Source organism: Clostridium sp. OM05-9 (genome assembly GCF_003481465.1).
Taxonomy (GTDB): domain Bacteria; phylum Bacillota; class Clostridia; order Lachnospirales; family Lachnospiraceae; genus Coprococcus; species Coprococcus ammoniilyticus.
Map to the genome: position 1 here is coordinate 225,270 of NZ_QULF01000004.1, position 26,763 is coordinate 252,032.

The following is a 26,763-nucleotide window of genomic DNA, read 5'->3' on the forward strand; positions in this document are numbered from 1 at the left end:
TGGGCTTTATCGTTGCCACACAGTGAGCAGGGCATGGTCTACTCGCTGCGCAAAAAAGGACAGAACCTTTTGGGTTCTGTCCCGCTCTGTCTATACTGAATTATTTAACATATACATCAACAGTTCTTCTTCCGTAGTTTAAAGCTGCCTGATGGCTTGAGAAGAAAATATCAATTCTGTTACCATGAATTGCACCACCTCTGTCCTCAACGACATATGTATGCCCATCAATGATAAGCTCTGTACCAAATGCAAAACTGCTTGGTGCTGCAATGGTTCTTCCTTCTGTTGCATAAGTACCGCTGGCTGTAATTCCATCGGACTTACCACAGCAACGAGAACATCCACAATAAGCTGTTGTTGTGTATGTACCAAGATAAGTTCCTGGCTGGTAGCTGTCATCTTCTACAAGAATTGCACCTGCTGTTGCTTCCTCTGTAGCTTCTGTTGCTTCGATTCCTGTCTGCTGCTTCTTATCTGTAGCCTCTGTTGTATTCTTCTTTGATTTCTTACCGTTTGACTTTGCTAATTCTGTCTCTTCTGTAGTTGTTACTTCTGTGTCCTCTGTTGTTACCAGCTCGGTTGTAATATCTTCTGCAGTGATATCTGCGGAGGATGCTTCCTCTGTTGGTTCTTCAGCAGTCTCTTCTGTAACATCCTCTACGAGGTTTGCACTTGTTGTATCTTCCTTCTCAGCAAAAGCAAGCTCTGCTTCTGTAGCTATTGTGGCATCCTCTGTCGGTACTTCTTCTTTCTTTGCCAATGCAACTGCTTCTGTTACTTTTCCGGTCTTCTCAATCTTAGCTGATAACTCAGCGTCCTTGATCGACTTCTGTAAATCTGTGTATTCAATCTTAGAATATTCAACCTTAGTATCTTCAATTGCTGTAGATTCAAGCTGGGATACAGCTATCATTTTTGCATCGGAATGGAGTTTGGATTCATCGGATGCAAATGCGATCACAGATGCAACTCCAAGGGAAGTGGATACTACAGCAATACCTGCTCTTTTCAGATATTTCTTAAGATTCTCAGAAAACATCTGGCTGGAGCTTGAAAATTTCTTCATAATATTCTCTCCTTAATTTCTTTTCGGTTTCGAAATTGTTACAAAAAGATTAACTCTTGTTTGTATTGTTATTATAATGCCTGACAATCAAAAGGTCAAGCAAACCAGCCATTTTTATCAATTATGTCGTAGCTACAAAATCTTTCATCATTATTTTGTGGTATTTATAACCAATTTGTGCATTAATTAATTGTGTATATTGCACATTTTAGCATCTTAACAATTATGCAACAACTTAGCACATTGGACACTTCCACGAAGGTAATTTCTTAAATTTTAGCATCAAAAGTGCATTTTTTCTTAAAAAAAATAGAAATAATTTTGAATCACGCACGCATCCGGCTGCATATATTTCAAAATCATCTCTATTTGTTTCTATTATCCTTATTAATTATGTTAAAACATTTTCAAAACTGTATCATAACTGCATCTAAACGTATTATATTATAACTCCAAACAACGTCTGACACACCTGCGGATTCATACATGACTTAAAGCAGCATTCCATCTGTCCATGCATCAAGCAGTTCCACCATCTCGTCATAGTTCTCTACCTGATTGATCAGATTCCGAAGTCTGGAAGAATCATACATACCTGCCGAATACCATGCCACATGCTTCCGCATCTCATGGATTCCTGTAAATTCCCCTTTAAAATCAATCATCAGTCTGGCATGGCGAAGCATCGTCTCCTTCACCTGCTGCTTATCCGGTCTTGCCGGAATCTCTCCTGTCTCAAAGTATGTCTTTAATTCATGGAAGATCCATGGATTGCCACGCGCACCTCTTCCGATCATAAAGGCATCACAGTTGGTCTGCTCTTTCATCCGAATTACATCCTCCGGAGTCAGAATATCACCATTCCCGATCACAGGAATCTTCACAGCCGCTTTCACGTCTGCGATCACGCCCCAGTCTGCATGTCCGTGATAATACTGTTCTCTGGTCCTGCCATGAACAGCCACAGCAGCCGCACCGCTTTCCTCTGCTATATGTGCAATCTCCGGCGCGTTAATATGCCCACTGTCAAAGCCGCTGCGGATCTTGATCGTGATTGGCAGCTTACACGCTTTTGTCATTGCCGACACGATCTTTCCTATTAGCAACGGATCCTTCATCAGTGCAGATCCCTCGCCGTTATTTACAATCTTTGGAACCGGACATCCCATATTCACATCGACAAATGCAAATCCACGGTCTTCGATCTTCTTCGCCATCTCTGCAAGCAGCTCCGGATCCGAACCAAACAGCTGCACACCGATCGGATCCTCTGCCGGCGATACCGCAAGAAGCGGTACTGTATTCTTATTATTATAATACAGTCCCTTTGCACTAATCATTTCCGTATATAAAATATCGCAGCCCTGTTCTTTCGCCAACAAACGAAATGGCTGGTCACACACCCCAGCCATTGGCGCCAAAACAAGTTTATTCGTAAAATCCATAAATACTCCTATGCCTGTTTTTGTTTATCCATAATAATTCGAAGACCATACAGTGTCAGATCCGGATCATAGGTATCGATGCAGTCGGTATTCTCATAAATCATCTTACCAAGTCCACCGGTCGCAACAACCTTCATATTATCAAAGCCGGATTCCTTCCGCATACGCTTTACAATGTATTCTGTCTGTCCGATATAGCCAAGACATACACCTGCCTGCATACTGGAGATCGTATCCTTACACAGTACCGTATCCGGCACCTTGATCTCAATTTCCGGCAGCTTCGCTGTTCCGCTCCATAATGCATTTGCACCCAGGCGAATACCCGGTGAAGTTACACCTGCTATAAATGAACCATCTCCATTTACCAGATCATATGTGGTTGCAGTTCCAAAATCGATCACCAGCACAGGTCCGCCATACATATGGTACGCTGCTACCGCATCTACGATACGGTCTGCACCAAGCTGTCTTGGATTTGGAATCGTAATATTAATACCTGTTTTTACCCCAGGCTCCACGATCAGAGGATCTAACTTAAAATATTTTCTTATTCCATTTGTCAGGGAATGCATCACATTTGGTACTACAGATGCAATAATAACTTCATCAATTACATCTAACGGAAGATTTCTCATTCGAAGCAATTCTCCCAAAAATACACCAAACTCATCTGAAGTTCTCGATATTCCCGTCGTCATACGGAATGTCTTCTCTAACTTTTCTCCGTCAAATAATCCCATCGTGATATTCGTATTTCCTACATCAATTGCAAATAGCATCTCTCACCTCTAATAGTCTTCCAGATAAAATACCTTATAAAACAATTCCAGACTGGAAAACAACTGCTGCTTGTCCTTCTGTAACTGCTTGATCTTCAACTCACATCCGATCTCATCATATAACAAATCCTCATCAAATGCTTCTGTTACAAGATTCAGGCTTCCCTCCTGGTCAAATTCAAGCCTCAGTATACCACCTACATCCTCTGTAAACAATACACACATGATTTTTAATTCTTTTTTTATTTCTTCCGGAAGTCCTTTAAACTCCTCATTCAGATAAAATTTCTGTTCGTACTTCGAACTAGCACATAATACAACCTTTTCTGGTTTCATTGTTTCTCCTATCCTATCACATCTGCCATATCATACATGCCTGCCGGTTTTCCTGCCAGGAATTTTGCGGCTTCTACTGCGCCCTTTGCAAATACTGACTTGGAATATGCTGTATGCTTGAACTCGATCACTTCATCGATTCCCGCAAAGATGACCTCATGTTCTCCAACAATCGTTCCGCCACGAACGGCTGAGATACCAAGCTCTTTCTTATCTCTCTTTTTTCTGACCTGACTTCTGTCGTAGACATATTCATATTCTCCGCCTCTTGCTTCATTAATAGAATCCGCAAGTGCTATCGCTGTTCCGGATGGTGCATCTACCTTCTGGTTATGATGCTTCTCAATGATCTCGATATCATAGCCTGCCGGTGCAAATACATTTGCGGCATCCTTTAACAGCTTCATCAAAGTGTTGATTCCAAGTGACATATTGGCTGACTTTAAGATTGCAACCTTCGCACTGCATTCTTTTACCTTTGCAAGCTGTTCATCACTTAAACCGGTTGTACAGAGAACTACCGGGATCTGTTTTTCCACACTGTAATCAAGAAGTGCATCCACTGCTACTGCTGCTGCAAAGTCAACGATTACATCTGCCGCCACATCACACTTTTTAATATCTGTAAATACCGGATATCCGTTATCTCTGTTATCTGCGATATCAATGCCTGCAACGATCTGTGCATTCGGATCATCCGCTACAAGTCCTGTGATCACCTGTCCCATCTTACCATTACATCCATGCATTATAATTCGAACCATTTTCTTTTCCTCCATTTATCCTGTGTTTTTCTCATTCTGCCGTAGCAGCCGCCAAATCTCTCATGCAGACATGAGCTTTGGCTGAGTACCCGCAAACTAAACAAAAATCCCGCAGAACCTGCGGGATTTTATATACTACAGACAGATTCCTGTATCCCTTCTGTCCATCTTTGTTTATATCATACAGCCTAATCCTCTACCGGATCATCTGTATTTTCTTTTTATTCTAAAGTAAGCCGTACGCTGTCATTGCGGCCTTTAACTTCTCTACATGTGCAGGCTCCATCTCTGTTAATGGCATTCTCATTGTTCCGCCGCATAAGCCCATAAGCTCAACTGCTTTCTTAACAGGAATTGGATTTACTTCACAGAACAATGCCTCACACAAATCGATCGTCTTTAACTGGATATCAAGACTTCCCTTTACATCGCCGTCCATGAATTTCTTAACCATATCATGTACATCTCTTGGAGCAATATTTGCTGTTACAGAGATAACACCCTTTCCACCTAATGACAGGAGTGGTACTACCTGATCATCGTTACCGGAATAAATATCGATACAGCCATCTGCCAGTTTTGCAAGCTTAACTACCTGTGCGATATTACCGGACGCTTCCTTGATACCTACGATATTTGGTACAGTCTTTGCAAGTGTAACTGCTGTCTCCGGCTGAATGTTACATCCTGTACGGGATGGTACATTGTATAAGATAATTGGAATCTTTACAGAATTCGCAATAGCTGTAAAGTGTGCGATCAGACCATTCTGGGTTGCCTTGTTGTAATATGGTGTTACTAACAGTAATCCATCTACGCCATAGCTCTCTGCCTCTGTAGAAAGGTAAATAGCTGTTCCTGTACAATTAGAACCTGCACCTGCGATAACAGGGATTCTGTGATCTACATATTCTACACATGCCTTTATACATGCGAGATGTTCTTCATGTGATAATGTAGATGCTTCACCTGTTGTTCCACATACGATAATGGCATCTGTACCATTTGCAATATGGAATTCAACAAGCTCCTTCATCTTATCGAAATCAACCTCGCCATTCTCCTTAAATGGTGTTACTAACGCTACACCTGAACCTTCAAAAATTGACATAAATTTTTCCTCCTTAAAATCTAAAACCTGTAAATCCTCGTGGAATCAATTTTACTTCTTCTATACAGTATAAAAGGCCGGCACGCGAGCGCCGACCTTTAGAAATAATATACTTTCTGAAAAAGTAGCCCTCCATCTGTGACGATGACAGTCATACAGTTATTCGCTGCACAACCAGGTTACAGCCCTATGGATAACTGCTTCCTTCGGCGGTATCCCCTTTCAACACATATCATCTACCTCCATATATATCCATATATTTACTGATAAATACCGCGCCTCTACTGAATTTTCTTTTTTCCATTAGATAAAATTACTATATCATTCCTGTCTGTTTCTGTCAATATGTAACAACTTCTTTTCCCTGCCTGTTCATTGCTTTACCGTCCCTTTGCCGTGCTACTCCAGACATTCCATTTTGCTGACAGATACCTCATAAGCCGTCTTGCTGATGATCTGGTCATTCCCGATCCGTTTCTGATATTCCCGGCTCTGGATCCTGCCCCAGACCGCAACATGCTCCCCTACCTTCAGCTTCCCTGCAAATCTTGCATTTCTGCCCCAGCAGATACATGGAATATAGTCACTCTTGCCATATGCCCGGTTAACTGCAAGCAGAATATCTGCAATCTCTCTTCCAAGTGGTGTCATACGGTACACCGGCTCCTTGCAGATATAACCATCCAGATAAATCTGATTTGGTTTGTTTCCCGCTTCGTCCTCCTCATCATCCAGTACCGATATCTCCCTGACAAATACCGATAAGATCAGACGGTTTCTCGTCTCCTCATGTTTGTTATAAGAACGGAACTGTCCTCTTGCAACCACCTTTTCCCCAATATGGGAATTTTCTACATCAAATAACCGGTCAGATACCATAAGTGGTATTACGTCATAGGTATCACTCAGTCTGGCAACAACAAGATCCACCATATAAAATCCCTCTCCGAAGATCTCATGACTGAACGTAAAGTCTGACGCGATCTCCCCCGCTACGATCACCTGGTTATTGTTTAATGTTTTTTCCATGCTTTTTCTCCCTTCTGGTATATCCCTTCGAATGTATACCATAAAATATATTCTTATATACCAGAAGATATGCTGCCTTTTTTTGTCTTGTTTTGTCTATTATCCGATCATTTTCGCTGCCTGTATGCTTCATATGCAAGAAGTGTCGCTGAAATTGCAGCATTTAAGGATTCCACCTGACCTGCCATCGGAATACGGATCAGGCGGTCAGCCTTTGCAGAAAGTTCATAGGTCAGACCGTTTCCTTCATTTCCGATCAGGAATGCATTGTTCTTTTCAAGTTTTCCCGCGTACAGATCCTGTCCGTCCAGATGCGCCCCATAGACAACAATTCCATGTTCCTTTAACCTGTCAACCGTACCCATGAGATCATCCACATAGACAAATGGCACCCGGAAGATCGTTCCCATTGTAGATCGTACCACCTTAGGATTGTATATATCACAGGAATCCCCTCCAATGATAATACCTGTAACGTCAGCAGCCTCTGCTGTCCGCACGATCGTACCTAGATTACCGGGATCCTGTATGGATTCCAGCACCAAAAAAGTGTTTCCCCCCTCATGTTTAGTCATCACAGAAATCAAATCATCCATCGTGTAGTGATATCTATCCACGACAGCAAGAAGTCCCTGCGGGGTTTTCGTCTGTGACATCGACTGAAACACACTGTCTGATACAACAACCAGTCGTCCGTCCTGTTCTGTGATCCCTTTTACAGAAAGCTCCGCTTCATATTTTCTATATGCCGTTTCCGATACAAACACCTGCTTTACCCGGTCAACCGGAAGTTCCCGAAACATACGGCTTCCTTCTACTATAAATACCTGTTCTTCTTTGCGGAATGCCGCATTTTTATTTAACTTGTTGATATTCTTTATCTTAGGATTTGAATTTGCAGTAATGATCTCCATACCTGCATCCTCCTGTCATTTTCTTTTCCAGCAATCCTTCAGAATCTGCCATGTAAGCAATCCAGACAAGAACGCTGCTATTTCTTCTTATTCGGACGAACGGTTACACGGCTGACACCATATTCCAGCTTCAGCCGGTCTACGATACCGGAAGCTCCGTCTACCATAAAGCCCCTTCCCATATTCTTGTATTGCTTTTCCTGTTTGATGAATATATATACCGGACAGTTTCCTTTATATTCTTCCAGGATTGACAGGAACTCTTTCTCCAGCTCATCATATTCTTTTCTATCATCAAAGCATACCCAGACCTGCAGATCACCCTCTGTAAATTCCGGTTTTCCTGTATTTTCTCTGCGAGGCTTCATCCTGCCACTGTTATTATAACGGCTGAAATCATTTCCTGCCGCCACTTCATCAAAGGTCAGGATCTCTTCCGCGATCAGCTTCGCGTCCTCCTCTGAAACCGTCGCCCGACCCTTTACAAAGATCTTATTATCTGCCGTCAGTTTCTCCCGATAATCTTCATATTTCTTTGGAAATACAATGATCTCCGTCTGTCCGACCATGTCCTCCAACGTAACAAATGCCATGTTCTGATTGTTCTTTGTCAGCTTCACCGTAACACCTGCTACCATGCCGCCAAGAATACAGATACTCTGATCCGGAACTCTTGCCCGTCCTTCTTCCTCATCGATCATGAAATCCACCGATGAAAATGCCGTTTTCTCACTCATCAGTTTCTCATAATCAAGAAGCGGGTGGCCGGATATATAGATACCAAGCACAGATTTCTCAAGTGCCAGCTTCTCCTGCTCGTCATATTCCTCTACATCCGGGAATTTCGTCTTTGCCGCTTCTGCAAACTCACCGCCAAAAAATTCTGCAAATGACATCTGTCCTGCAGATGAATTTTTCCGCTCTTTATAGACTTCATCGATCATCATCGGATATGCCATCATCATCTGGCGTCTCTTCACACCAAAGCTGTCAAATGCACCTCCAAGGATCAATGCTTCAACCGTCTTCTTATTGGTCTCCTTCGGTGTCATACGAACCAGAAAGTCCTTCATGTCTTTATACGGTCCATTTGCCTCCCGTTCTTCTACAATCCGGTCTACTACTGCACTTCCGACACTCTTGATCCCTGACATGCCATATCGTATCGCACCCTTGGCTGCTGAGAAGCCGCTGTAGCCTTCATTGATATCCGGCGGCAGGATCTGGATTCCCATCTGGCGGCAGGACTGAATATAACCCGCCACCTTGGAACTGTTATCCTTTACTGATGACATCAGCGCCGCCATAAATTCAACCGGATAATAGCATTTTAAAAATGCTGTCTGATAGGCAACAACCGCATATGCTGCTGCATGAGATTTGTTAAATGCATATTTTGCAAAATCCGTCATATCATCGAAGATTTTATTTGCAGTTGCTTCCGGGATGCCTCTGGCGATACAGCCCGGCACTCCTAATTCTTCATTTCCATATACGAAATACTGGCGTTCCTTCGCCATGACATCTGCTTTCTTCTTTGACATGGCACGGCGCACCAGATCGCTTCGTCCTAGTGTATATCCGGCAAGCTTCATAACGATCTGCATAACCTGCTCCTGATATACAATACAGCCATAGGTTGGTTCCAGGATCTCCTGAAGCTCCGGCACGTCATAGGCAATCTTCTCCGGATGTTCCTTACCATTGATATAGTTTGGAATAAAATCCATAGGTCCCGGGCGGTACAGAGAGATTCCGGCTATGACATCTTCCAGACTCTGAGGCTTTAACTCCTTCATGAAGTTCTTCATACCGGAACTTTCAAGCTGGAAGATACCCTCTGTCTTACCTGACGTAATCAACTCGAATACCTTTTTATCATCATAATCGATATGATCGATATCAATATCAACTCCGGTCTCCTGCTTTATAAACTTTACTGCATCCTGAATAACGGTCAGAGTACGAAGTCCAAGAAAGTCCATTTTCAGAAGTCCTAATCGCTCGATTGTTGTCATTGTAAACTGGGTGATGATCGAATCATCACCGCCTCTTGCAAGCGGTACATATTCATCGATAGAATCTCTGCCGATCACGACACCGGCCGCATGCATACCGGTATTTCTTGGAAGTCCCTCTAACTTTCTTGCCATATCGATCAACTGTTTGACATCTGCATTTTCCTCATACATCTCTTTCAGATCCTTGCTGACCTTCAGAGCTGTGTCAATATTCATGCCGATCTCCATCGGGATCGTCTTTGCTACCGCATCACAAAGTGCATATGGGAGATCCAGTGCGCGACCAACATCACGGATAACATTTCGTGCCGCCATCGTCTGGAAGGTTACGATCTGTACGACCTTTTCTTTTCCATATTTACGGACAACATAATCGATAACTTCCTGCCTTCTCTCGTAACAAAAATCCACATCGATATCAGGCATGGATACACGCTCCGGGTTCAGAAATCGTTCAAACAGTAAGTTATAACGGATTGGGTCAATATTTGTGATCTCAAGGCAATACGCTACGATACTGCCTGCCGCAGATCCACGGCCGGGTCCGACAGCAATCCCATGATCCTTTGCATATCTTATAAAGTCCGATACGATCAGAAAATAATCTACATATCCCATTTTCTTGATCGTATTGATCTCATAGGTCAGACGCTCCATCAACTCCGGTGTTACCGGGTTATAACGCTTCCTGATTCCCTCCATACAGAGCTTTTCCAGATACTCCTCGGCCGTCAGTCCATCCGGCACATCAAATTCCGGCACCTTCTGCTCGCCAAATACGATCTCTACATTACAACGGTCTGCAATCTTCTGCGTATTTGCAAGAGCCTCCTTCGCATAAGGGAAAAGCTCATACATTTCTTCTTTGGATTTCAGATAATACTGTCCACCTGTATAGCGCATACGATCTTCTTCATGTACCTTCCGGTTTGTCTGGATACACAGAAGGATATCGTGTGCCTCCCAGTCCTCTGCAAGGATATAGTGAGAATCATTCGTTACGACCATCGGGATACCCAGTTCTTTGGACAACCGCATAACACCTGCATTTACCGTCGCCTGCTCTGCCAGCCCATGATCCTGCATCTCAAGGAAATAATTGTTTTCTCCAAATATCTTCAAATGACGGAGTGCTGCCTCTTTCGCTCCTTCATAGTTGTTCTTTCTTAAATTGACGGCAACCTCACCCGCCAGACAGGCCGAAAGCGCGATAATGCCCTCATGGTATTGTTCCAGCACTTCCATATCTACTCTCGGCTTATAATAAAAGCCCTCTGTAAAACCTCTGGATACAATCTTAGACAGGTTCTTATATCCCTGATTGTTTTCTGCGAGCAGCACCAGATGATAATATCGTTCCTCACCTCTGGTATTCTCACGGTCAAATCGTGACCCCGGACTGACATAGATCTCGCAGCCTATGATCGGCTTGATCCCCTCTGCCCTTGCTGCCTCATAAAAATCAATAACTCCATACATAACGCCATGATCGGTGATCGCAAGTGAATCATACCCCAGTTCCTTCGCACGCTTTACCAGACTCTTGATCTTCGCCGAGCCATCCAGCAAGCTATATTCTGTATGCACATGTAAATGTGTAAAATCCATATTTATCCCTCCGGCTTTTCAGCCTCTCTTCCGTTTGTTTACTTTCTCCAGTCTGACGTTACTGTCAATAACGATCTTATTTCTATTTTTTCTTCGGTCTTTTATTATGCAGTACTTCCCGCCGTATATAGTCAAAGGTATAATCCTCCCCTTTTTCTGCCAGCATCACCAGCAAACTCTCAAGCAATGCATCCGTTTCCGGATGGAGCAGATGATTCTTTCTAGCCTTACCTTTTCTGAAATATTCCAATGGGAAAGAATCGTTATACTTCTCTTTATTATAATTCTTACTTGCTGCAATCCGGTCACAGAACATCTCAACTACATATTTTTCCGGCATTTTACAGCCCGCTAACGCACCGGAATGATCTGTGCTATAATCTACCCAATATTCCAGATGATGCTTATTCCTTCCTTTATGATGCAGCCAGGCACTTGTATAGCCTTTATCCTCTCGTTCCGCATCATTCGGGCTTCGGTCTCCCTGATAATACTTCACCCCCACTGAGAACTCCGTCCAAGAATATTTGGACAGATCATGCAGCAGTCCCTGTTTATATAAGCCTACCCGGAAGCAGTTTTTCATAACCAGCCACTTATGATGGTTGATCGTTTTCAAATGTTTATACCAGTTCATGTTCATGAAACGTTTCATCTCCGATTTTATTCTAAATATTATCCATCTTTTTATTGTATTTCATTTTTTCCTTTTTGCCAACACCCAAGGAAGCAGTTACCTGAGAAAAATTGCGATTATTTTTATCATCCATTAAAAAAGGATAATACCTCCGCTTTATTATAATTTAATTTCATAATTCTACCCCTAAACTGCCCCTAAAACCATTTTAAGACATAAAAATACCCCGAATCCCTTGCTTTCTCTTAGGTTTCGGGGTATAAGGTTCAAAGCCGAAAAAGGGACTCGAACCCTCGACCCACGCATTACGAATGCGTTGCTCTACCAACTGAGCTATTTCGGCGTTTGTTAAAAGTTCCAGATGCCGTATAGCGGAACATTTAAAAGTCCGTTATTCATATACATGTCATCTGTTGAAATTCTGATAGACGTTGCATTGTTATATCTCTGCTTGAACACCTTGGAACTCTGTGCTTTCGTATGTGGCTCTGTCTGTACATCAACCGGTACAACCTCACCATCACCTTCATACACAAAATCAACCTTCGCTGTTGCAGATGATATCCAGAAGAACAACCTGCCAATATTCTTATTCGCATATAATTCTTCCATCGCATACTGCTCGGCTATCATGCCATCCATCGTATCAACGATATTGGTCTGATCTATATCATAATAATGAATGCCTGCCATAATCCTTAAAAGGCCATGATCCAAATGATAGATCTCAAAGGACTTTTCATCCACCTGCTCTGCAAGTGGCAATATACCATGTTTTACACGGTACACCTGACGGACAACTCCGATCCGTACAAGATGGTCAACTGACGACTCATACTCTCTGGCTCTCGCCTTTGGATCTACGTATCCGTACATAAACTTTTTATTCTCTTTGGTAAGCTGAACAGGAATACTGTTCCAGATCAGCATCACCTTTGTTAAAAGTTTCTTCGGTGTTACTTTTACTATATATTCGGTCATCTTGTCAAGTGTTTTTTGCAAAATACCGTCAACTTCTTCAAAATTTTCATTTTTGTAATATGCATTTACCGCTTCCGGCATTCCCCCGGTCACTAAAAATGCATCCAGCATCGTATCTACGCTTGCCCGTACCTCCTCCGGCAATCCTTCCAGTCTCTGGTTCTCAATGTACTTCCAGAGCTTTCTGCCTTTTCCTGCCTTTAAAAACTCATCAAAGGTCATCGGCGTTAACTCATACACAAAGAGATCATCCTGGCATTCTGCTTCACCCGGCAACATTCCATTCACTGTTGCAAGCATACAGATTCGTACGCCGCTGCTTACTCTGGCATATTCTACCAGATTCGGAACCGCCATTGTACTAAGCTGTACATTATCAAAAATCAATAACTTTCCCTGAAAGTCATATTTATCCAATGAAGTTGTTAATTTCGCATGTAGTTTCTCCGGCTTTCTCTCCTTTGAAATATACTGACAAAAATCCGGATACTGCTCCAGATCGATAAGAATGTGTTCATCAAAAAAACCTGTAGCAAAATCAAGGGCTGCCCATGTCTTTCCTACAAACTTTCCTCCTCTAATGAGTGCTGCTTTATTTTCTCCAATCTCATACCATGTTGCCAGATTGTTCATGATATTTCTAAACATTTGTACTCACCTCTACGACAAACACATTTGTCATTTCTACATGCTGCTTCAACAGACACTTGCCCGAAGAATTATTCTCCGGGCAAGATACTGCTTTAAAACATATTGTTCTAAATTCTATTAAGCATCTTTTCCTATCGAAAGGAATCCATTCTCATTTGCCTTAAGAAGGAATGCAAGACCAATGTTCTTTCTGTTTTCACCTGTTGCTTTGTAGATCTCACCAGTCTCAACCAGAGATTTTGCAATCGTGTTCAATACATCTTTGAACTGCATCATCTCCCGTCTGTCCTTCGAACTAAGCTTAAAGATATACTGATTCTTTGAGCTGATCAAAAGAATACTGTATGTATGGATGTTATCCTTCGAACTTCTGATCGCGGAACCGATCATTCTGGAGTTCGCAATAATAACCTCTGCATTCTCATCTGGCAGATATTCTGATACGATCAGTTTATAAATCTTCAGATAATCCTGCTCTGCTGTCGCATTGACAGGCATCTCAGCCACCGCAAATTCAACAACAGAATCGGCGAGCTTAATCGTACCGCCTTCATCATTGATCGTTGCTGAACATTCTTTTGGAACACATAAGCGGAAAAACTTGTTCTCCACAATCTTCTGTCCCTTACCCGGTTCACGGATAATCAGATCTACATAATGCATTTCCAGTTTGTTCATCGCTACGATAGCAGTCTCATCACCAGTCTCTGCTAGCTCGATCAGTGCATCATACAAACTCCAGATCTGCTGTGTTGTAAACGGAACCAGTTCAAACAGCTTTTCGATAGCCGGAACGTAACCCATACTTGCATTTTCGATATAGAGCTTGATAGCCTCTTCGTTATCGAGTCCCTTTTCAACCTTGTAATTAATAACTCTGAACAGATTTTCCTTATCCCAGTCATCAAAGTTCGCATTAAAGGCTTTCTCAAAATACTTGATACTCTTGATCTCGCCCTTATAGTTTTCCTGTTTCTCCTGAAGCTGATAGATACGTCCAAGTTCATATCCTGCTCTGGCACTTCCAAGTCCAAGTGCTTCCAGATATGCTTTCTCAATCTCGTACGGCGTTGCTATATAGAAAATCTGCTGTTGTTTCATCATTGCGATCTTAATTGCTGCAGATTCACTTCCTGCCTGAACCGCTCTTTCCCATTTCTCAACGGCCGTCTGGAGATCTTCACCCTTCAGTTCCTCAAGATCCTTGATATAACCTTCTGCTTCCGGTATACCGTTCCCTCTTGCCTTCTTGAAATATTCCAGAGCCTTTCTTCCATCTCTCTTGGTACGGAGTAATCCATAATAATAAATACGTCCCAGATAGAATGCAACTCGCTTATGTCCCAGCCGTTCTGCATTCTCGTACCAGTTCAAAGCTTTCATGTAATCTTTCATCTGCTGATCGTATACATTACCAATCAGGAACGCAAGTTCCGGATCCTTCGTCGCTTCAAACAACTGCTTTGCATAACTGATCGTCTTTTCCAGATCACGGTATGGGCTGTCCTCATCATAGTATAACTCTACAAGCAGATAACTTGCTTTGATGCTTCCAAACTTCAGTGCCTGCTTTGCAGCCTTCATAGCACCTTCATAATCTTCCAGATAGTAACAGTAGATTGCTTCATTGTAATACTGCATATCTCTCCGGTTTGCACTTTCTTCACTGACCAGTGTCGGATCAATAAATGCAAATGAGTTTGCTACCTCGAAGATAATCTCCTCGTACTGTTCAATGATCTCCATCGTTGCACATACGAAACGCATACATGCCAGTCGTCTTCCCTGATAGAACGCAAATGAAACAATACCCTTTTCCATATCCTTATGGTAGTATGTCGTGCAGATACCATCTGCATACTCTGTAATATATGCTTTCAACTGTAAATCTTCGTCAAATGCATCATTACAATATCTCAGATAGTTTTCCAACGTCTTCTTAGAATCCTTTGGTATACTGTCATAATAAACATAGATTGCAAAGTCTTTATATGTAAGGCTTGGTGCGTAATATTCTTCACCGGTTGACTCATTAATCGTCTTTACCCAGTCTTTTGGAAGTTTGTGGATATATCCTTCCACCTGATTGTGTACATAGGAATACTGATACTGTAACCTGGATGCCTCGATCACCTTATATCGTGGCTCTTTTCCCTTTTCTTTTCTTCTCTGGGAAATCTCCGTATACAGCTTATCTTTTTCCTCAAATTCCAGACTATCTTCATGTGTGCTTGCATATAACACGCGCTCATAAGATGCCCTTGCCTTTGCGTCACCGGCATCAGCAAGCTTCTTATACCACTGCATTGCCTTTTCCAGATCAACAGGAACGACGAAATCACTCTTATTTCCATATTCATCAATCCGGTTCAGACCACTTTCATAAATAGAACCAAGGCTCATGTATGCTGCCTTGATACCATAATCCGTTGCTGCCATCTCGAAGTACTTGATTGCCTTTGAAAAATTCTGGATTTCCAGCATCATCTTAGCAAGCTTGTATATCACATCACCATCACGGTTCTGATTCACATACTTCTCGTAGTATTTTGTAGACTTGTTCATATCTACATTTATTTTTGCGTTGCGGTAAACACCCTTTTCATAAAACTCAGCAAGTGCGAGAAGGGCATCATCTCCATATGATTTGTACTGGGTATCCATAATACCGATATCTGCAACCTGTTCCAGTATCTTAACAGATTCTTCAGAATCACCATTATCCATAAGATTCATAGCCTTGTTATACTGTAACTCTACATTATTAACCGGCGCTTTCTTTTTCGAGAATCTGGACACGAAAGGTATTTTCTTAAAAATTCCATCAAAAAATCCCATATCTGCTTCCTCCGATGACACATATCCATTAATAATCTGATTTTATCACATTCAACCAAAGCGTGCAATAAAAACACCAATTAATTAACAGAAGATTTTATGCATTCGCTGTCAGATATTCTGAGATCTCCTTTACTGCTGCTGCTTCATCTTTTCCATCTGCAATGACCGTAATCTCCTGTCCTTCTGTAAATCCCATACTCATCATGCCCATAATGCTCTTGGCATTGATTTTTTTGTCATCTGATACAAGATGAATCTGGCTCTCATACTGACTTGCGATCTGTACAAGCACTGCCACTGGTCTTTCTTCGGTTCCTTCGGTCATGGCTACCTTAACTGTTCTTTCTAACATTTTTTCCTCCTACACATACGACTTTTGTCTTAGGTCTTCTGCTATTTCACTTATTTTTCTTAATCTATGATTGACTCCCGATTTTCCAATGGGAGGATTCATCATCTCGCCTAATTCTTTCAACGACGCATCCGGTTCTTCCAGCCGGAGTTCTGCAAGACTCCGCAGATTATCCGGAAGATATGTGATACCTCTTGTTTCTATCACATAATTGATATCCTGGATCTGTCGGACAGCCGCACTGACTGTTTTATTCAGATTCGCTGCTTCGCAATTTACCCTGCGGTTTACATTATTACTTATATCTTTTAATATTCTCACATTTTCCATATTCATTAAAGATATGTGAGCGCCCATGATGTTCAACATATCAACGATCATGGTTCCATCCTTTATATAACAGACACTATACTTTTTTCTGGCAATGACACGGCTTTCGATATCAAGCTCCGCCATGATCTTCCCGATCATTCCGGCACGATCCTCATTATTACAGACGATCTCCAGATGATATCCTTTCTTCGGATCACTGACCGATCCGGATGTCATAAATACACCTTTGATAAATGCCCGTTTGCAGCATTGCTGCTGCACAACCATCCGGTTGACTGTCATATCCTGACAGCTTACCTTTGCTACGCCATTCTGAGATATCCCAAAATCAGGCGAGAGCTTCAGTGTCTGCATCATCCGTTCGATCTCCTGTTGCTGATCTAACACCATCCGGTAGATTCGGCTGTTGCTCCCGGTTCTTTTTACGGAACATTCCATACGGATATCAAATAATACCTTGATCAAAGCTGCCATCGTCTTTGCTATAATACTGCGTTCTGTCGTTATACAGAGTTTAAAGAGTGAACCATTCCTGTACCATACATCTGCCACCATCGACATCATTCCTGAAAGCTCTGCGATCCTGCAGTGTCTGGCACTGCTGATATTCTTCGCAAGTTCTGCTTTTACTTCCGAGGAAAAGGACATATGTCTCACTCCTGTTCTACAATTTCTTTACGACTGCATCTTTTCCGATATCACGGTGATATATTCTCACAGTGTATGTGGATTTCTGCAGACGACTATATACTTCATTCGCGATCGTTACAGAACGGTGTTTGCCACCGGTACAGCCGATCGAGATAACAAGCTGGTTCTTGCCTTCTTTAATATAATTCGGAATCAGGAACTGTACCAGATCTATAAATTTATCCAGAAATTCCGGTCCTTCCTTACAGTTCATGACATAATCCTGAATCACCTTATCATTTCCGGTCAGTGGTCTCAATTCTTCATCATAATAAGGATTTGGCAGGAATCTTACATCCTGCACAATATCCGAATCTCTTGGGATTCCATATTTGAAGCCAAATGACATAATGGTAATGATAAAATTCCCATATTCCATATTCTGCACAAAGATCTTATCCAGTTCAGATTTAAACTCCCGAACCAACAAATTCGTTGTATCTATGATATAATCGGCTTCATCCTTGATAAAGCCAATCAGTTCTCTTTCTTTTTTGATACCATCTATGATCCTTCCGTTCTTTGCAGATAATGGATGATTCCTTCTTGTTTCCTTGAACCGTTTTACCAGTTTCTCATCTGAACATTCCATAAACAGGATCTCATACTGGTATCCATTTTCTTTCATGTCATTTAAGCAGGCATTCAACTGGCTTAACGCTCTTCCACTCCGGATATCGACACTGATCGCCACGTTATCAACTTGAATCTGTTCATCATATGCAATTTCCGCAAAACGCTTAATAAGCTGGATTGGAAGATTATCCACACAGAAGTATCCTGCATCCTCCAGCGTTTTCATCGCTGTTGTCTTTCCTGCGCCGCTCATTCCTGTCACAATTACAAATCTCATCCTAGAATGCCCCCAGTGTCTTTATCTCAAGCTCCAGATCCACACCGGAACTGTCTTTTACTTTTTTCTTTACATCGTCTACCAACTGCATAACATCAGCCGCCGTTGCGCCGCCTTTGTTCACCACAAAACCACAATGCTTCTCTGATACCTGAGCTCCTCCTACAGTATAACCGCGAAGTCCCGCATCCATGATCAGTTTTCCTGCAAAATATCCCTCCGGTCGTTTAAAAGTCGATCCTGCCGACGGATATTCCAGTGGCTGCTTTGAGATTCTCGCTTCTGCCAGTCGTTTCATCTCTTCATCTATCTTATCCATATCTCCGGTCTGAAGTTCAATTACAGCTTCCAGCACAACCAAGCCATCCTGTTCTGCCTTACTGTGGCGGTAGCCGAATTCCATATCTGCACCCGCGATCTCATAGATCTGTCCATCCTGATCCAGCACCTTTACAGATGTGATAATATGCTTCATCTCTCCGCCATATGCTCCTGCATTCATATAAACAGCACCACCAACGCTACCCGGTATACCAGATGCAAATTCCATTCCGGTCAGTCCGTGCTGTTTTGCTGTTACCGCAGTTTTAATCAGGGATGCACCTGCCTGCGCAGTGATCCTTGTTCCTTCCACCGTGATCCTAGACATTCCATCTGCTATATGAATGATCATTCCATGATAGCCATCATCTGATACCAGTAAGTTGCTTCCATTTCCCATAATAAAAAACGGAACTTTTTCCTTTTTACAGAGGTCTGCAAGCTCTGCGATCTGCTCCGGTTTCTCCGGTTCAGCAATAAAATCTGCTTTTCCACCGATCCGGAAGGTTGTATATCGGTTCAAAGGTTCTTTTGTTTTTATTCTGTTTTCTCCTGTGATCGCTGCTGCGCTCTCATAAAACGATGTCATATAATTTTAAACTCCTGACCTGTTTTTATTCCGGATTCTCAAGAATCTTATAAACCTGATAGACAAAACAAAGCCTTTAACATAAGGTTTTGCATGCTGTTCCAGTTGATTTCTCAAAATCTCAAACACTACCACACAATATCATACATTAAAGGCTTTTAGAATTCAATATTAAAAATGTATAGAATTTTCAGGGCGTTTCAACCCGATTTATGTAATTTACACATAGTTTACTTAATACTTTTACTGATTCAGTATACTGCACGCACCACCATACATACCCGCATCGTTACCAAGTGTAGCAAGTGCAAACTTGGTCTGTCTGCATGCATGAAATGCATATTGTGCAAAATATTTTGCAGTTGTATCGATCAGGATATCTCCTGCTCTGGATACGCCACCACCGATTACGAAGATTTCAGGATCTACTACACATGCGATCTGGGCAAGTGCTTTTCCAAGAACCTTTCCATGATTTTCTACCAGTGTTGCTGCAAGCTCATCACCTTCTTTTGCTGCATCAAAGATCTCTTTTGCTGAAATGTACTGGATCTGACGAAGCTTGGATGGCTTGTCTGTTGTATTTAAAATGATCTTTGCCATACGAACGATACCGGTTGCTGATGTATACTGTTCCAGACAGCCCTTGTTACCACATCCGCATACTTCTGTCTCGTCGTCATTTACGCAAATATGTCCGATCTCACCGCCTGCACCGTTGGTTCCCGCGAGCATCTTTCCATTTAAAATAATACCGCCGCCGACACCGGTTCCAAGTGTTACCATTACGATATCCTTATGGCCTTTTCCGCCGCCCTGCCACATCTCACCGAGCGCTGCCATGTTTGCATCATTTCCGGCTTTTACAGGAAGGTCTAATAATTTGCTGAGTTCTTCTTCTACATTGAAGATTCCCCATCCAAGGTTTACACATTTGATAACCGTGCCGTCTGCCTTTACAGGACCCGGAACACCCATTCCAACACCTGCTACATCAGACTTCTCGATCCTTTTCTCTGCCAGTTTATCTTCAACAGATGCTGCGATATCGCTTAAGATATATTTTCCGCCTTCATCTGTTCTTGTTGTGATCTCCCATTTCTCAACCATCTCACCCTGTGTTGTAAACAGACCGATTTTTACGGTTGTTCCTCCAATATCTACTCCAAATACATAGTTTGCCATTTTTCTACTGCTCCTCCTTATTTGCATTGCCCTTCATAATATTCTGCGTCACTCTGTTATATAATTCCTGTGCCGCATTATATCCCATCTTCTTCTGTCTATGGTTAACCGCTGCAGATTCAACAATGATCGCGATATTTCTGCCCGGACGGATCGGAATATTATGACTTACGACTTTATTTCCAAGGAATTCCGTATACTGGTCTTCCAGTCCCAGACGGTCATACTCCGTATCCTTGCTCCACTCTTCCAGATTGATAACCAGATCGATGTTCTGATCCAGCTTTACACATTCTACACCAAACAGTGATTTTACGTCAATGATTCCAATACCACGCAGCTCGATAAAATGTCTGGTAATATCCGGTGCTCGTCCAACCAGCGTCGCATCACTGACCTTCTTGATCTCAACCACATCATCTGCAACCAGACGGTGGCCTCTCTTGATCAGCTCCAGAGCAGCCTCCGATTTACCGATACCACTCTCACCCATGATCAGAACACCTTCGCCGTATACATCGACCAGTACAGCATGTACGGATATTCTTGGTGCCAGTTCTACATGGAGCCAACGATCTACCTCATGTACAAATGCAGATGTAACGGCACTTGATGTGAGGACAGGCACTCCGTGCTTCTTTCCTGCTTCTATAATAAATTCATATGGTTCCAGATCTCTGCAGAATATCAGACACGGCGGCTTATATGAGAAAAATTCATTTATGATCTTGATATTTTCTTCCTCTGTATGCATCGCTGCAATATAGGCATGTTCTACATTTCCGCATATCTGGATACGTCCTGCATCAAAATGTTCAAAGAATCCTCCAAACTGTACCGCCGGGCGGTTCATACCCGGATCCTGGATCAGAACCTTATCGGTATCGATCTCCGGTGTATAATTCTTCAGATTCATTTTCTCTATGAGTTTGGATACTGTTATACTATAAACCATCTTCTCCTCCTGTTTTCCCTAGTTTCAGTTCTTGTTTCATTATATTCTACAACCTATTTATCGTCAATTCATCAATTTATTTTTTCAGGAAAAAAGCCACCTGTTTTCTGAATCTTATGTTATACTGATTTTTATGTGTGAATCTGCTGTTTTTAGAATACGCAGCGGAAAGGATATGAATTCAAAGTATGTTTAATTTTGAAGAAGAATTAAAAAAACTGCCTCATACACCGGGTGTCTATCTGATGCATAACAAGACCGATGAAATCATCTATGTCGGCAAAGCCATTGATCTGTATAACCGGGTACACCAGTATTTTCAGTCAGGATATAAACGCTCACCTAAAATCGAAAAAATGGTCAGCCACATCGCGTGGTTTGAATATATCATCTGCGAATCTGAAATTGAAGCACTGGTGCTGGAATGTAATCTGATCAAAGAACACCGTCCGCACTACAATACAATGCTTACGGATGACAAAAGCTATCCATACATCAAGATCACAGTCAACGAGGATTTCCCTCGTATTCTGTTCTCGCATCAGATGCACCGGGATCACGCCAGATATTTTGGTCCTTATACTAATGCAGGTGCTGTCAAGGATACCATTGATCTGTTAAAAAAACTATATCATCTGCGAAGCTGCAACAAAAAGCTGCCACAGGAAACAGGGCTGGATCGTCCATGTCTGTATTACCACATCGGACAGTGCAAGGCTCCCTGTCAGGGTTACATCTCAAAAGAGGACTACAGCAGACAGGTGGGACAGGCAATCCATTTTCTGACCGGGCATCACCAGCAGACGGTAAAAGAACTGGAAGAAAAGATGAAACAGTTGGCAGCCGATATGGAATTTGAACAGGCGGCAGAGGTTCGTGATCTGATCGAAAGCATCAAGCACATCGCATCAAAGCAGCGTGTTGACAACACAACAACCGATGACCGTGACGTGATCGCGATGGCTACCAACAACATGAACGAAGGCGTTATCTCGGTCTTTTTCATCCGAAACGGCAAGATGATCGGCAGAGAACATTTTCATATGACCGGTGTGCAGTCGGAATCTTATGGAGATATTATGGCTGCATTTTTAAAACAGTATTACGCTTCTACTCCATTTCTCCCTAAGGAGATCATTCTGGAGCATGAAGTAAATGAGCAGGAGCTGATCGAACAATACTTAAGCGAACGACGGGGAAATCTGGTACACATCCTCACACCTCAAAAAGGTGACAAAGCTAAGCTGTTAAAGCTTGCGCGTGACAATGCTTTTCTTGTTCTGACACAGGATACTGAAAAGCTGAAACGGGAGCAGGCTCGAACAGAAGGTGCTGCAAAGGAACTGGCAGAACTGATCGGTGTCCCATCTGCCAAACGGCTGGAAGCCTTCGATATCTCGCACATCAGCGGCTACCATTCGGTTGCTTCGATGGTGGTCTTTGAAAATGGAAAAGCCAGACCCAATGAATACCGCAAATTCAAATTAAGAACGATCGACGGACCGGATGACTACGCCAGTATGCGCGAGGTTCTGACAAGACGATTTACCGATGAACGTTTTAAGGTCTATCCTGACATCCTTATGATGGATGGTGGTAAGGGACAGGTCAACATTGCCCTGGAGGTTCTTGACGAACTGCATCTGAATATTCCGGTCTGCGGTATGGTAAAGGATGACTACCACCGGACCAGAGGACTGTATTATAACAATAAAGAAGTGGAATTTCCAAAGAATACACAGGCATTTGACATGGTTACCCGTTTGCAGGACGAAGCCCACCGTTTTGCCATCGAATATCACAGAAGCCTCAGAAGCAAATCTCAGGTACATTCTATCCTTGAGGATATACCGGGCATCGGTCCTGCCAGACGAAAGGATCTGATGGGGTACTTCAAGGATATTTCAAGGATCCGGGAGGCATCCATCGAAGAACTGATGCAGGCGCCATCCATGAACCGGAATGCCGCCGAAGCGGTGTACGGATTTTTCCACAAGGAGTGAGCTAACCTGTGAATATATCTGCAAAAGATGGAAATGGCATAATATATTTGGACACTTTTGACCTTACCAACCAGGGGACGTTCCCACTCGTTTCCACTCTGTGTAACTTCGAACTAACCTCGGCTAAGCCTCGCTAAGGTCTCAGTTACTCCTGCAGCGGTACTAAGATGCTGCTAATGCACCATCACACCACAGGGGTGCGCTTTCGTTCTAAGCTCGTGCAAGCACTCACTAAGTACGAAATGTGAGTACCGGCGGACTCAAATGCCCCTGTTTTGGTAAGTCAAACTGTCCAAATATAATTTACTTTCTTATTTTTTTGCAGATATATTCACAATTATTTAATAAGGAGATAAAGATGGAATATAATTTTTTTGCTATGATTTCGAGAATGAAATACATCGACCGCTGGGCGTTGATGCGGAATACCAGAGAAGAAAATCTGTGTGAGCACAGTCTGGAAGTCAGCATTATCGCTCATGCACTTGCCGTGATCGGCAATACCTATTATGAAAAGGATCTGAATGCGGAGCGGGCTGCTCTGATCGGACTATACCATGACGCTTCAGAGATCATAACCGGTGATATGCCGACACCGGTCAAGTATTATAACGATGCTATCAAGGAATCCTTTAAAATGATCGAGAAAACAGCCTGCTACAAGCTGTTAAACAAACTGCCGGATGAAATGAAACCACAGTATGAACCACTCTTCTTCCGCCAGTCCGGAGATGAATATATCTGGAAGCTTGTAAAAGCGGCAGATAAACTATCTGCTCTTATCAAATGTATGGAAGAAACCTCTGTCGGCAATCCGGAATTCTCCAGCGCCTACGAATCCACAAAGGCTTCTGTCGACAAGCTGGCTGCCGACCTTCCGGAGGTTGAACGCTTTCTGTCTGACTTCCTCCCGGCCTACGGCAAAAACCTCGACCAGCTTCAATTTTAATTTTAGTAATGCCGTTTTTGGCGTGGCATGTAATACAACTATTATTCCGCAAGACGCTTGCGCTCTATTCCTCGACGTAACGGTACATAAAGTTGCAAAATACGCAACTTAAGTACCGACGCTCGGAAATGCTTGCCTCATAACAGTGTATTACATGCCACGCCAAAAACGGCATTTTTAAAACTACCACAAAATATTGCAACTATGCGGTGGTATATGTTTTTATGGGATATCAAAAATACCGCACATGGATGGTTATATTACACACTGTTATGTAGCAAGCCTTTTTCCACGCCGGTTCTTAGTGAACCGCCACAGGCGGAGAACTTAGCACCGCTGCGTGGAAATAGAGCGCAAGCGTCTTGCGGAATAATAGTTGTATGATATAACCGTCCATGTGCGGTATTGCACCTATCTCTGTGGTTCCACCTGAGCAAGAATTGACATGAATTCTTTGCCGGTGATCGTTTCATGTTCTATAAGGAAGCTGGCGATAGCATCCAGGGCTACCATATGGGCAGACAAAAGCTTTTTTGCCTTGTTGTAGGAATCTCGCAGCATATCACGGATCTCCTTATCGATCTTGGTTGCAGTCTCATCGGAACACTGAAGGGCAAGATTTCTGTCCAGATACTGTCCTTCTATTGATTCAAGCTGCACCATACCGAATTTATCTGACATACCATACATGGTTATCATAGCCCTGGCGGTCTTGGTCGCCTTCTCAATATCATTTGATGCTCCTGTCGTTACAGAGTCAAATTTCAATTCTTCCGCTGCACGTCCGCCAAGCAGGGTTATAAGCTCTGCTTCCAGCTCTTTCTTGGATTCCAGATATTTTTCTTCTTCCGGAACCTGCCATACGTAGCCCAGAGAACCCATGGTTCTTGGAACGATCGTAATCCTCTGGATTGGCTCCGTGTGTTTCTGAATTGCAGCGAGTAATGCATGTCCGACTTCATGATAAGCAACGATCTGTTTTTCTTCTTTGCTGAGCAGACGATCCTTTTTCTCTTTGCCGGCAAATACAACCTCTACCGCACCGATCAGATCCTGTTGGGAAACCAGACTTCTGCCATCTCTGACGGCTGCCAGCGCTCCCTCATTTATGATATTTGCAAGATCCGCACCAACCGCACCTGAAGTTGCAAGTGCCAGTTCATGAAGATCAACCGTTTCATCCATCTTGACATTCTTGGAATGAACCTTCAGTGTATCGATTCTTCCCTTCAGATCCGGCTTCTCTACGATAACTCTGCGGTCAAATCGTCCCGGACGAAGAAGTGCCTTATCCAGTACCTCCGGGCGGTTCGTTGCCGCAAGGATCACAATACCCTTTGATGTATCAAAGCCATCCATCTCCGCAAGAAGCTGATTCAGGGTCTGCTCCCGTTCGGAATCTCCACCATGTCTGGAATCTCTGCTTCTTCCAATTGCGTCGATCTCATCAATAAATATAATACATGGTGCCATCTGTGTCGCCTGTTTGAACAGATCTCTGACACGGGAAGCCCCCACACCGACATACATCTCTACAAAGCTGGATCCGGACATGGAGAAAAATGGTACATTTGCCTCACCTGCCACAGCTTTTGCAAGCAGGGTTTTACCGGTTCCCGGAGGGCCGACAAGCAGCGCACCCTTTGGCAGCTTCGCACCGATATCCAGATATTTCTTTGGATTATGAAGGAAATCGACCATCTCTGTCAGAGATTCCTTAGCCTCTTCCTCTCCGGCAACATCCGCAAAGGTAACACCTGTTTTCTTCTCAACGTAAATCTTCGCATTTGCTCTACCTACACCGCCGCTTCGCTTCATGATCATCGACAACAACAGATAGAATGCAACGATCATTACAATGTAAGAAATGATCGTGCCAACCATGGCACTTCCGCTCTCATCAATGCCTTCATATTCTGTTCCATATTTCGTCTTTGCCTGACGAAGCTTCTCTGCCAGACTGTCATCCGATATTCTGGTTGCAGTATATTTTGTCTTACTGATCACCTTATCATCGGCATTATTTTCAAATACGATCTTGCTTCCATAGATCTTTACGGAACCAACCTCGCCCTTATCTAACATCTCGATAAACTGACCATATGTGACTTCCTCTTCCCTGCCGGATGACACCCGGTCAAATACGCGCCAGAATAAAAATGTCAGTAAAATGGAAATAACCAGGATCACCATGATCGAGCGATTGTTTCTTCCCTTATTTCCATTATTATTGTTATTATTGTTATTATTGTTGTTATTACTGTTATCAGGTAAATTGTTGTCCAATCAGAACCTCCTTTTTATACAGCCTGCCTGCTGTATTCTTCTTTTGTATATATTTCCG

21 protein-coding genes, 1 tRNA gene and 1 riboswitch are annotated in these 26,763 nt (G+C 42.8%); of the genes, 2 read left to right on the forward strand and 20 right to left on the reverse strand.

Annotated features, from left to right (window positions below):
* Window positions 1–100: 100 nt before the first annotated feature.
* The 19 genes from DXB77_RS08265 to hprK all read right to left on the reverse strand — a co-directional run bounded on the left by DXB77_RS08265 (window position 101) and on the right by hprK (window position 21,467).
* Window positions 101–1,069, reverse strand: a complete 969-nt coding sequence (locus DXB77_RS08265; protein WP_226801067.1) for a 3D domain-containing protein — start codon at window positions 1,067–1,069, stop codon at window positions 101–103.
* A 491-nt stretch (window positions 1,070–1,560) separates the two neighbouring features.
* Window positions 1,561–2,514, reverse strand: coding sequence for a tRNA dihydrouridine synthase DusB (dusB, locus tag DXB77_RS08270; RefSeq protein ID WP_117808476.1), 954 nt, complete (start codon window positions 2,512–2,514; stop codon window positions 1,561–1,563).
* Between the two features lie 8 nt (window positions 2,515–2,522).
* Window positions 2,523–3,296: a type III pantothenate kinase gene (locus DXB77_RS08275; protein ID WP_021944847.1), complete on the reverse strand. Its 774-nt coding sequence runs from the start codon at window positions 3,294–3,296 to the stop codon at window positions 2,523–2,525.
* A gap of 9 nt (window positions 3,297–3,305) precedes the next feature.
* Window positions 3,306–3,632, reverse strand: a complete 327-nt coding sequence (locus DXB77_RS08280; protein ID WP_008401359.1) for a DUF6145 family protein — start codon at window positions 3,630–3,632, stop codon at window positions 3,306–3,308.
* Window positions 3,633–3,640: 8 nt separating this feature from the next.
* The gene (gene dapB / locus DXB77_RS08285; protein WP_118615786.1) at window positions 3,641–4,396 is read right to left on the reverse strand and encodes a 4-hydroxy-tetrahydrodipicolinate reductase; all 756 of its coding nucleotides are present in this window, start codon (window positions 4,394–4,396) and stop codon (window positions 3,641–3,643) included.
* A 226-nt stretch (window positions 4,397–4,622) separates the two neighbouring features.
* Window positions 4,623–5,507, reverse strand: a complete 885-nt coding sequence (gene dapA, locus DXB77_RS08290) for a 4-hydroxy-tetrahydrodipicolinate synthase (protein WP_021944845.1) — start codon at window positions 5,505–5,507, stop codon at window positions 4,623–4,625.
* A 117-nt stretch (window positions 5,508–5,624) separates the two neighbouring features.
* A riboswitch (Lysine riboswitch) is annotated at window positions 5,625–5,799 on the reverse strand.
* Window positions 5,800–5,906: 107 nt separating this feature from the next.
* Complete coding sequence (locus DXB77_RS08295) at window positions 5,907–6,536, reverse strand: single-stranded DNA-binding protein (protein WP_226801066.1); 630 nt, start codon at window positions 6,534–6,536, stop codon at window positions 5,907–5,909.
* 107 nt (window positions 6,537–6,643) lie between these two features.
* The gene (rlmB, locus tag DXB77_RS08300; protein WP_182427537.1) at window positions 6,644–7,450 is read right to left on the reverse strand and encodes a 23S rRNA (guanosine(2251)-2'-O)-methyltransferase RlmB; all 807 of its coding nucleotides are present in this window, start codon (window positions 7,448–7,450) and stop codon (window positions 6,644–6,646) included.
* A gap of 77 nt (window positions 7,451–7,527) precedes the next feature.
* On the reverse strand, window positions 7,528–11,079 hold the full coding sequence (locus DXB77_RS08305) for a DNA polymerase III subunit alpha (protein WP_118663011.1): 3,552 nt from the start codon (window positions 11,077–11,079) through the stop codon (window positions 7,528–7,530).
* 82 nt (window positions 11,080–11,161) lie between these two features.
* Window positions 11,162–11,716, reverse strand: coding sequence for a DUF5662 family protein (locus tag DXB77_RS08310; RefSeq protein ID WP_117785204.1), 555 nt, complete (start codon window positions 11,714–11,716; stop codon window positions 11,162–11,164).
* Window positions 11,717–11,986: 270 nt separating this feature from the next.
* A tRNA-Thr gene (locus tag DXB77_RS08315) sits at window positions 11,987–12,059 on the reverse strand.
* Window positions 12,060–12,064: 5 nt separating this feature from the next.
* Entirely contained in the window at window positions 12,065–13,345 is a 1,281-nt protein-coding gene (locus DXB77_RS08320) for a DUF4143 domain-containing protein (RefSeq protein WP_226801065.1), read from the reverse strand.
* A gap of 120 nt (window positions 13,346–13,465) precedes the next feature.
* The gene (locus tag DXB77_RS08325) at window positions 13,466–16,186 is read right to left on the reverse strand and encodes an SEL1-like repeat protein (RefSeq protein WP_118663012.1); all 2,721 of its coding nucleotides are present in this window, start codon (window positions 16,184–16,186) and stop codon (window positions 13,466–13,468) included.
* Between the two features lie 97 nt (window positions 16,187–16,283).
* On the reverse strand, window positions 16,284–16,541 hold the full coding sequence (locus DXB77_RS08330) for an HPr family phosphocarrier protein (protein WP_021944838.1): 258 nt from the start codon (window positions 16,539–16,541) through the stop codon (window positions 16,284–16,286).
* 9 nt (window positions 16,542–16,550) lie between these two features.
* A complete protein-coding gene (gene whiA / locus DXB77_RS08335) occupies window positions 16,551–17,522 on the reverse strand; it encodes a DNA-binding protein WhiA (protein ID WP_021944837.1) in 972 nt (323 codons plus the stop codon).
* A 16-nt stretch (window positions 17,523–17,538) separates the two neighbouring features.
* Window positions 17,539–18,417, reverse strand: a complete 879-nt coding sequence (rapZ, locus tag DXB77_RS08340; RefSeq protein WP_117808479.1) for an RNase adapter RapZ — start codon at window positions 18,415–18,417, stop codon at window positions 17,539–17,541.
* Window position 18,418: 1 nt separating this feature from the next.
* The gene (gene murB / locus DXB77_RS08345; RefSeq protein WP_117808480.1) at window positions 18,419–19,327 is read right to left on the reverse strand and encodes a UDP-N-acetylmuramate dehydrogenase; all 909 of its coding nucleotides are present in this window, start codon (window positions 19,325–19,327) and stop codon (window positions 18,419–18,421) included.
* Window positions 19,328–19,570: 243 nt separating this feature from the next.
* The gene (locus tag DXB77_RS08350) at window positions 19,571–20,512 is read right to left on the reverse strand and encodes an ROK family glucokinase (protein ID WP_021944834.1); all 942 of its coding nucleotides are present in this window, start codon (window positions 20,510–20,512) and stop codon (window positions 19,571–19,573) included.
* Window positions 20,513–20,516: 4 nt separating this feature from the next.
* Window positions 20,517–21,467: an HPr(Ser) kinase/phosphatase gene (gene hprK, locus DXB77_RS08355; protein ID WP_008401344.1), complete on the reverse strand. Its 951-nt coding sequence runs from the start codon at window positions 21,465–21,467 to the stop codon at window positions 20,517–20,519.
* Window positions 21,468–21,655: 188 nt separating this feature from the next.
* Between hprK and uvrC the strand changes: the two genes are divergently transcribed.
* Entirely contained in the window at window positions 21,656–23,470 is a 1,815-nt protein-coding gene (gene uvrC / locus DXB77_RS08360) for an excinuclease ABC subunit UvrC (RefSeq protein ID WP_117823370.1), read from the forward strand.
* Between the two features lie 358 nt (window positions 23,471–23,828).
* Window positions 23,829–24,419, forward strand: coding sequence for a 5'-deoxynucleotidase (yfbR, locus tag DXB77_RS08365; RefSeq protein WP_118663013.1), 591 nt, complete (start codon window positions 23,829–23,831; stop codon window positions 24,417–24,419).
* A gap of 411 nt (window positions 24,420–24,830) precedes the next feature.
* Here the strand turns inward: yfbR and ftsH are convergent, their stop codons facing one another.
* Entirely contained in the window at window positions 24,831–26,705 is a 1,875-nt protein-coding gene (ftsH, locus tag DXB77_RS08370; protein WP_182439458.1) for an ATP-dependent zinc metalloprotease FtsH, read from the reverse strand.
* Window positions 26,706–26,763 lie beyond the last annotated feature (58 nt).

What these genes read in the sequence shown, in the direction of transcription:
- DXB77_RS08305 (WP_118663011.1), bottom strand. Translation starts at nt 11,079, where the DNA reads ATGGATTTTACACATTTACATGTGCATACAGAATATAGCTTGCTGGAT.
- dapA (WP_021944845.1), bottom strand. Translation starts at nt 5,507, where the DNA reads ATGTCAATTTTTGAAGGTTCAGGTGTAGCGTTAGTAACACCATTTAAG.
- rapZ (WP_117808479.1), bottom strand. Translation starts at nt 18,417, where the DNA reads ATGAGATTTGTAATTGTGACAGGAATGAGCGGCGCAGGAAAGACAACA.
- murB (WP_117808480.1), bottom strand. Translation starts at nt 19,327, where the DNA reads ATGACATCGTTTTATGAGAGCGCAGCAGCGATCACAGGAGAAAACAGA.
- DXB77_RS08280 (WP_008401359.1), bottom strand. Translation starts at nt 3,632, where the DNA reads ATGAAACCAGAAAAGGTTGTATTATGTGCTAGTTCGAAGTACGAACAG.
- DXB77_RS08310 (WP_117785204.1), bottom strand. Translation starts at nt 11,716, where the DNA reads ATGAACTGGTATAAACATTTGAAAACGATCAACCATCATAAGTGGCTG.
- DXB77_RS08295 (WP_226801066.1), bottom strand. Translation starts at nt 6,536, where the DNA reads ATGGAAAAAACATTAAACAATAACCAGGTGATCGTAGCGGGGGAGATC.
- DXB77_RS08350 (WP_021944834.1), bottom strand. Translation starts at nt 20,512, where the DNA reads ATGGCAAACTATGTATTTGGAGTAGATATTGGAGGAACAACCGTAAAA.
- DXB77_RS08320 (WP_226801065.1), bottom strand. Translation starts at nt 13,345, where the DNA reads ATGTTTAGAAATATCATGAACAATCTGGCAACATGGTATGAGATTGGA.
- rlmB (WP_182427537.1), bottom strand. Translation starts at nt 7,450, where the DNA reads ATGGAGATCATTACTGCAAATTCAAATCCTAAGATAAAGAATATCAAC.
- DXB77_RS08265 (WP_226801067.1), bottom strand. Translation starts at nt 1,069, where the DNA reads ATGAAGAAATTTTCAAGCTCCAGCCAGATGTTTTCTGAGAATCTTAAG.
- whiA (WP_021944837.1), bottom strand. Translation starts at nt 17,522, where the DNA reads ATGTCCTTTTCCTCGGAAGTAAAAGCAGAACTTGCGAAGAATATCAGC.
- yfbR (WP_118663013.1), top strand. Translation starts at nt 23,829, where the DNA reads ATGGAATATAATTTTTTTGCTATGATTTCGAGAATGAAATACATCGAC.
- DXB77_RS08325 (WP_118663012.1), bottom strand. Translation starts at nt 16,186, where the DNA reads ATGGGATTTTTTGATGGAATTTTTAAGAAAATACCTTTCGTGTCCAGA.
- hprK (WP_008401344.1), bottom strand. Translation starts at nt 21,467, where the DNA reads ATGGTTTATAGTATAACAGTATCCAAACTCATAGAGAAAATGAATCTG.
- DXB77_RS08275 (WP_021944847.1), bottom strand. Translation starts at nt 3,296, where the DNA reads ATGCTATTTGCAATTGATGTAGGAAATACGAATATCACGATGGGATTA.
- DXB77_RS08330 (WP_021944838.1), bottom strand. Translation starts at nt 16,541, where the DNA reads ATGTTAGAAAGAACAGTTAAGGTAGCCATGACCGAAGGAACCGAAGAA.
- uvrC (WP_117823370.1), top strand. Translation starts at nt 21,656, where the DNA reads ATGTTTAATTTTGAAGAAGAATTAAAAAAACTGCCTCATACACCGGGT.
- dapB (WP_118615786.1), bottom strand. Translation starts at nt 4,396, where the DNA reads ATGGTTCGAATTATAATGCATGGATGTAATGGTAAGATGGGACAGGTG.
- dusB (WP_117808476.1), bottom strand. Translation starts at nt 2,514, where the DNA reads ATGGATTTTACGAATAAACTTGTTTTGGCGCCAATGGCTGGGGTGTGT.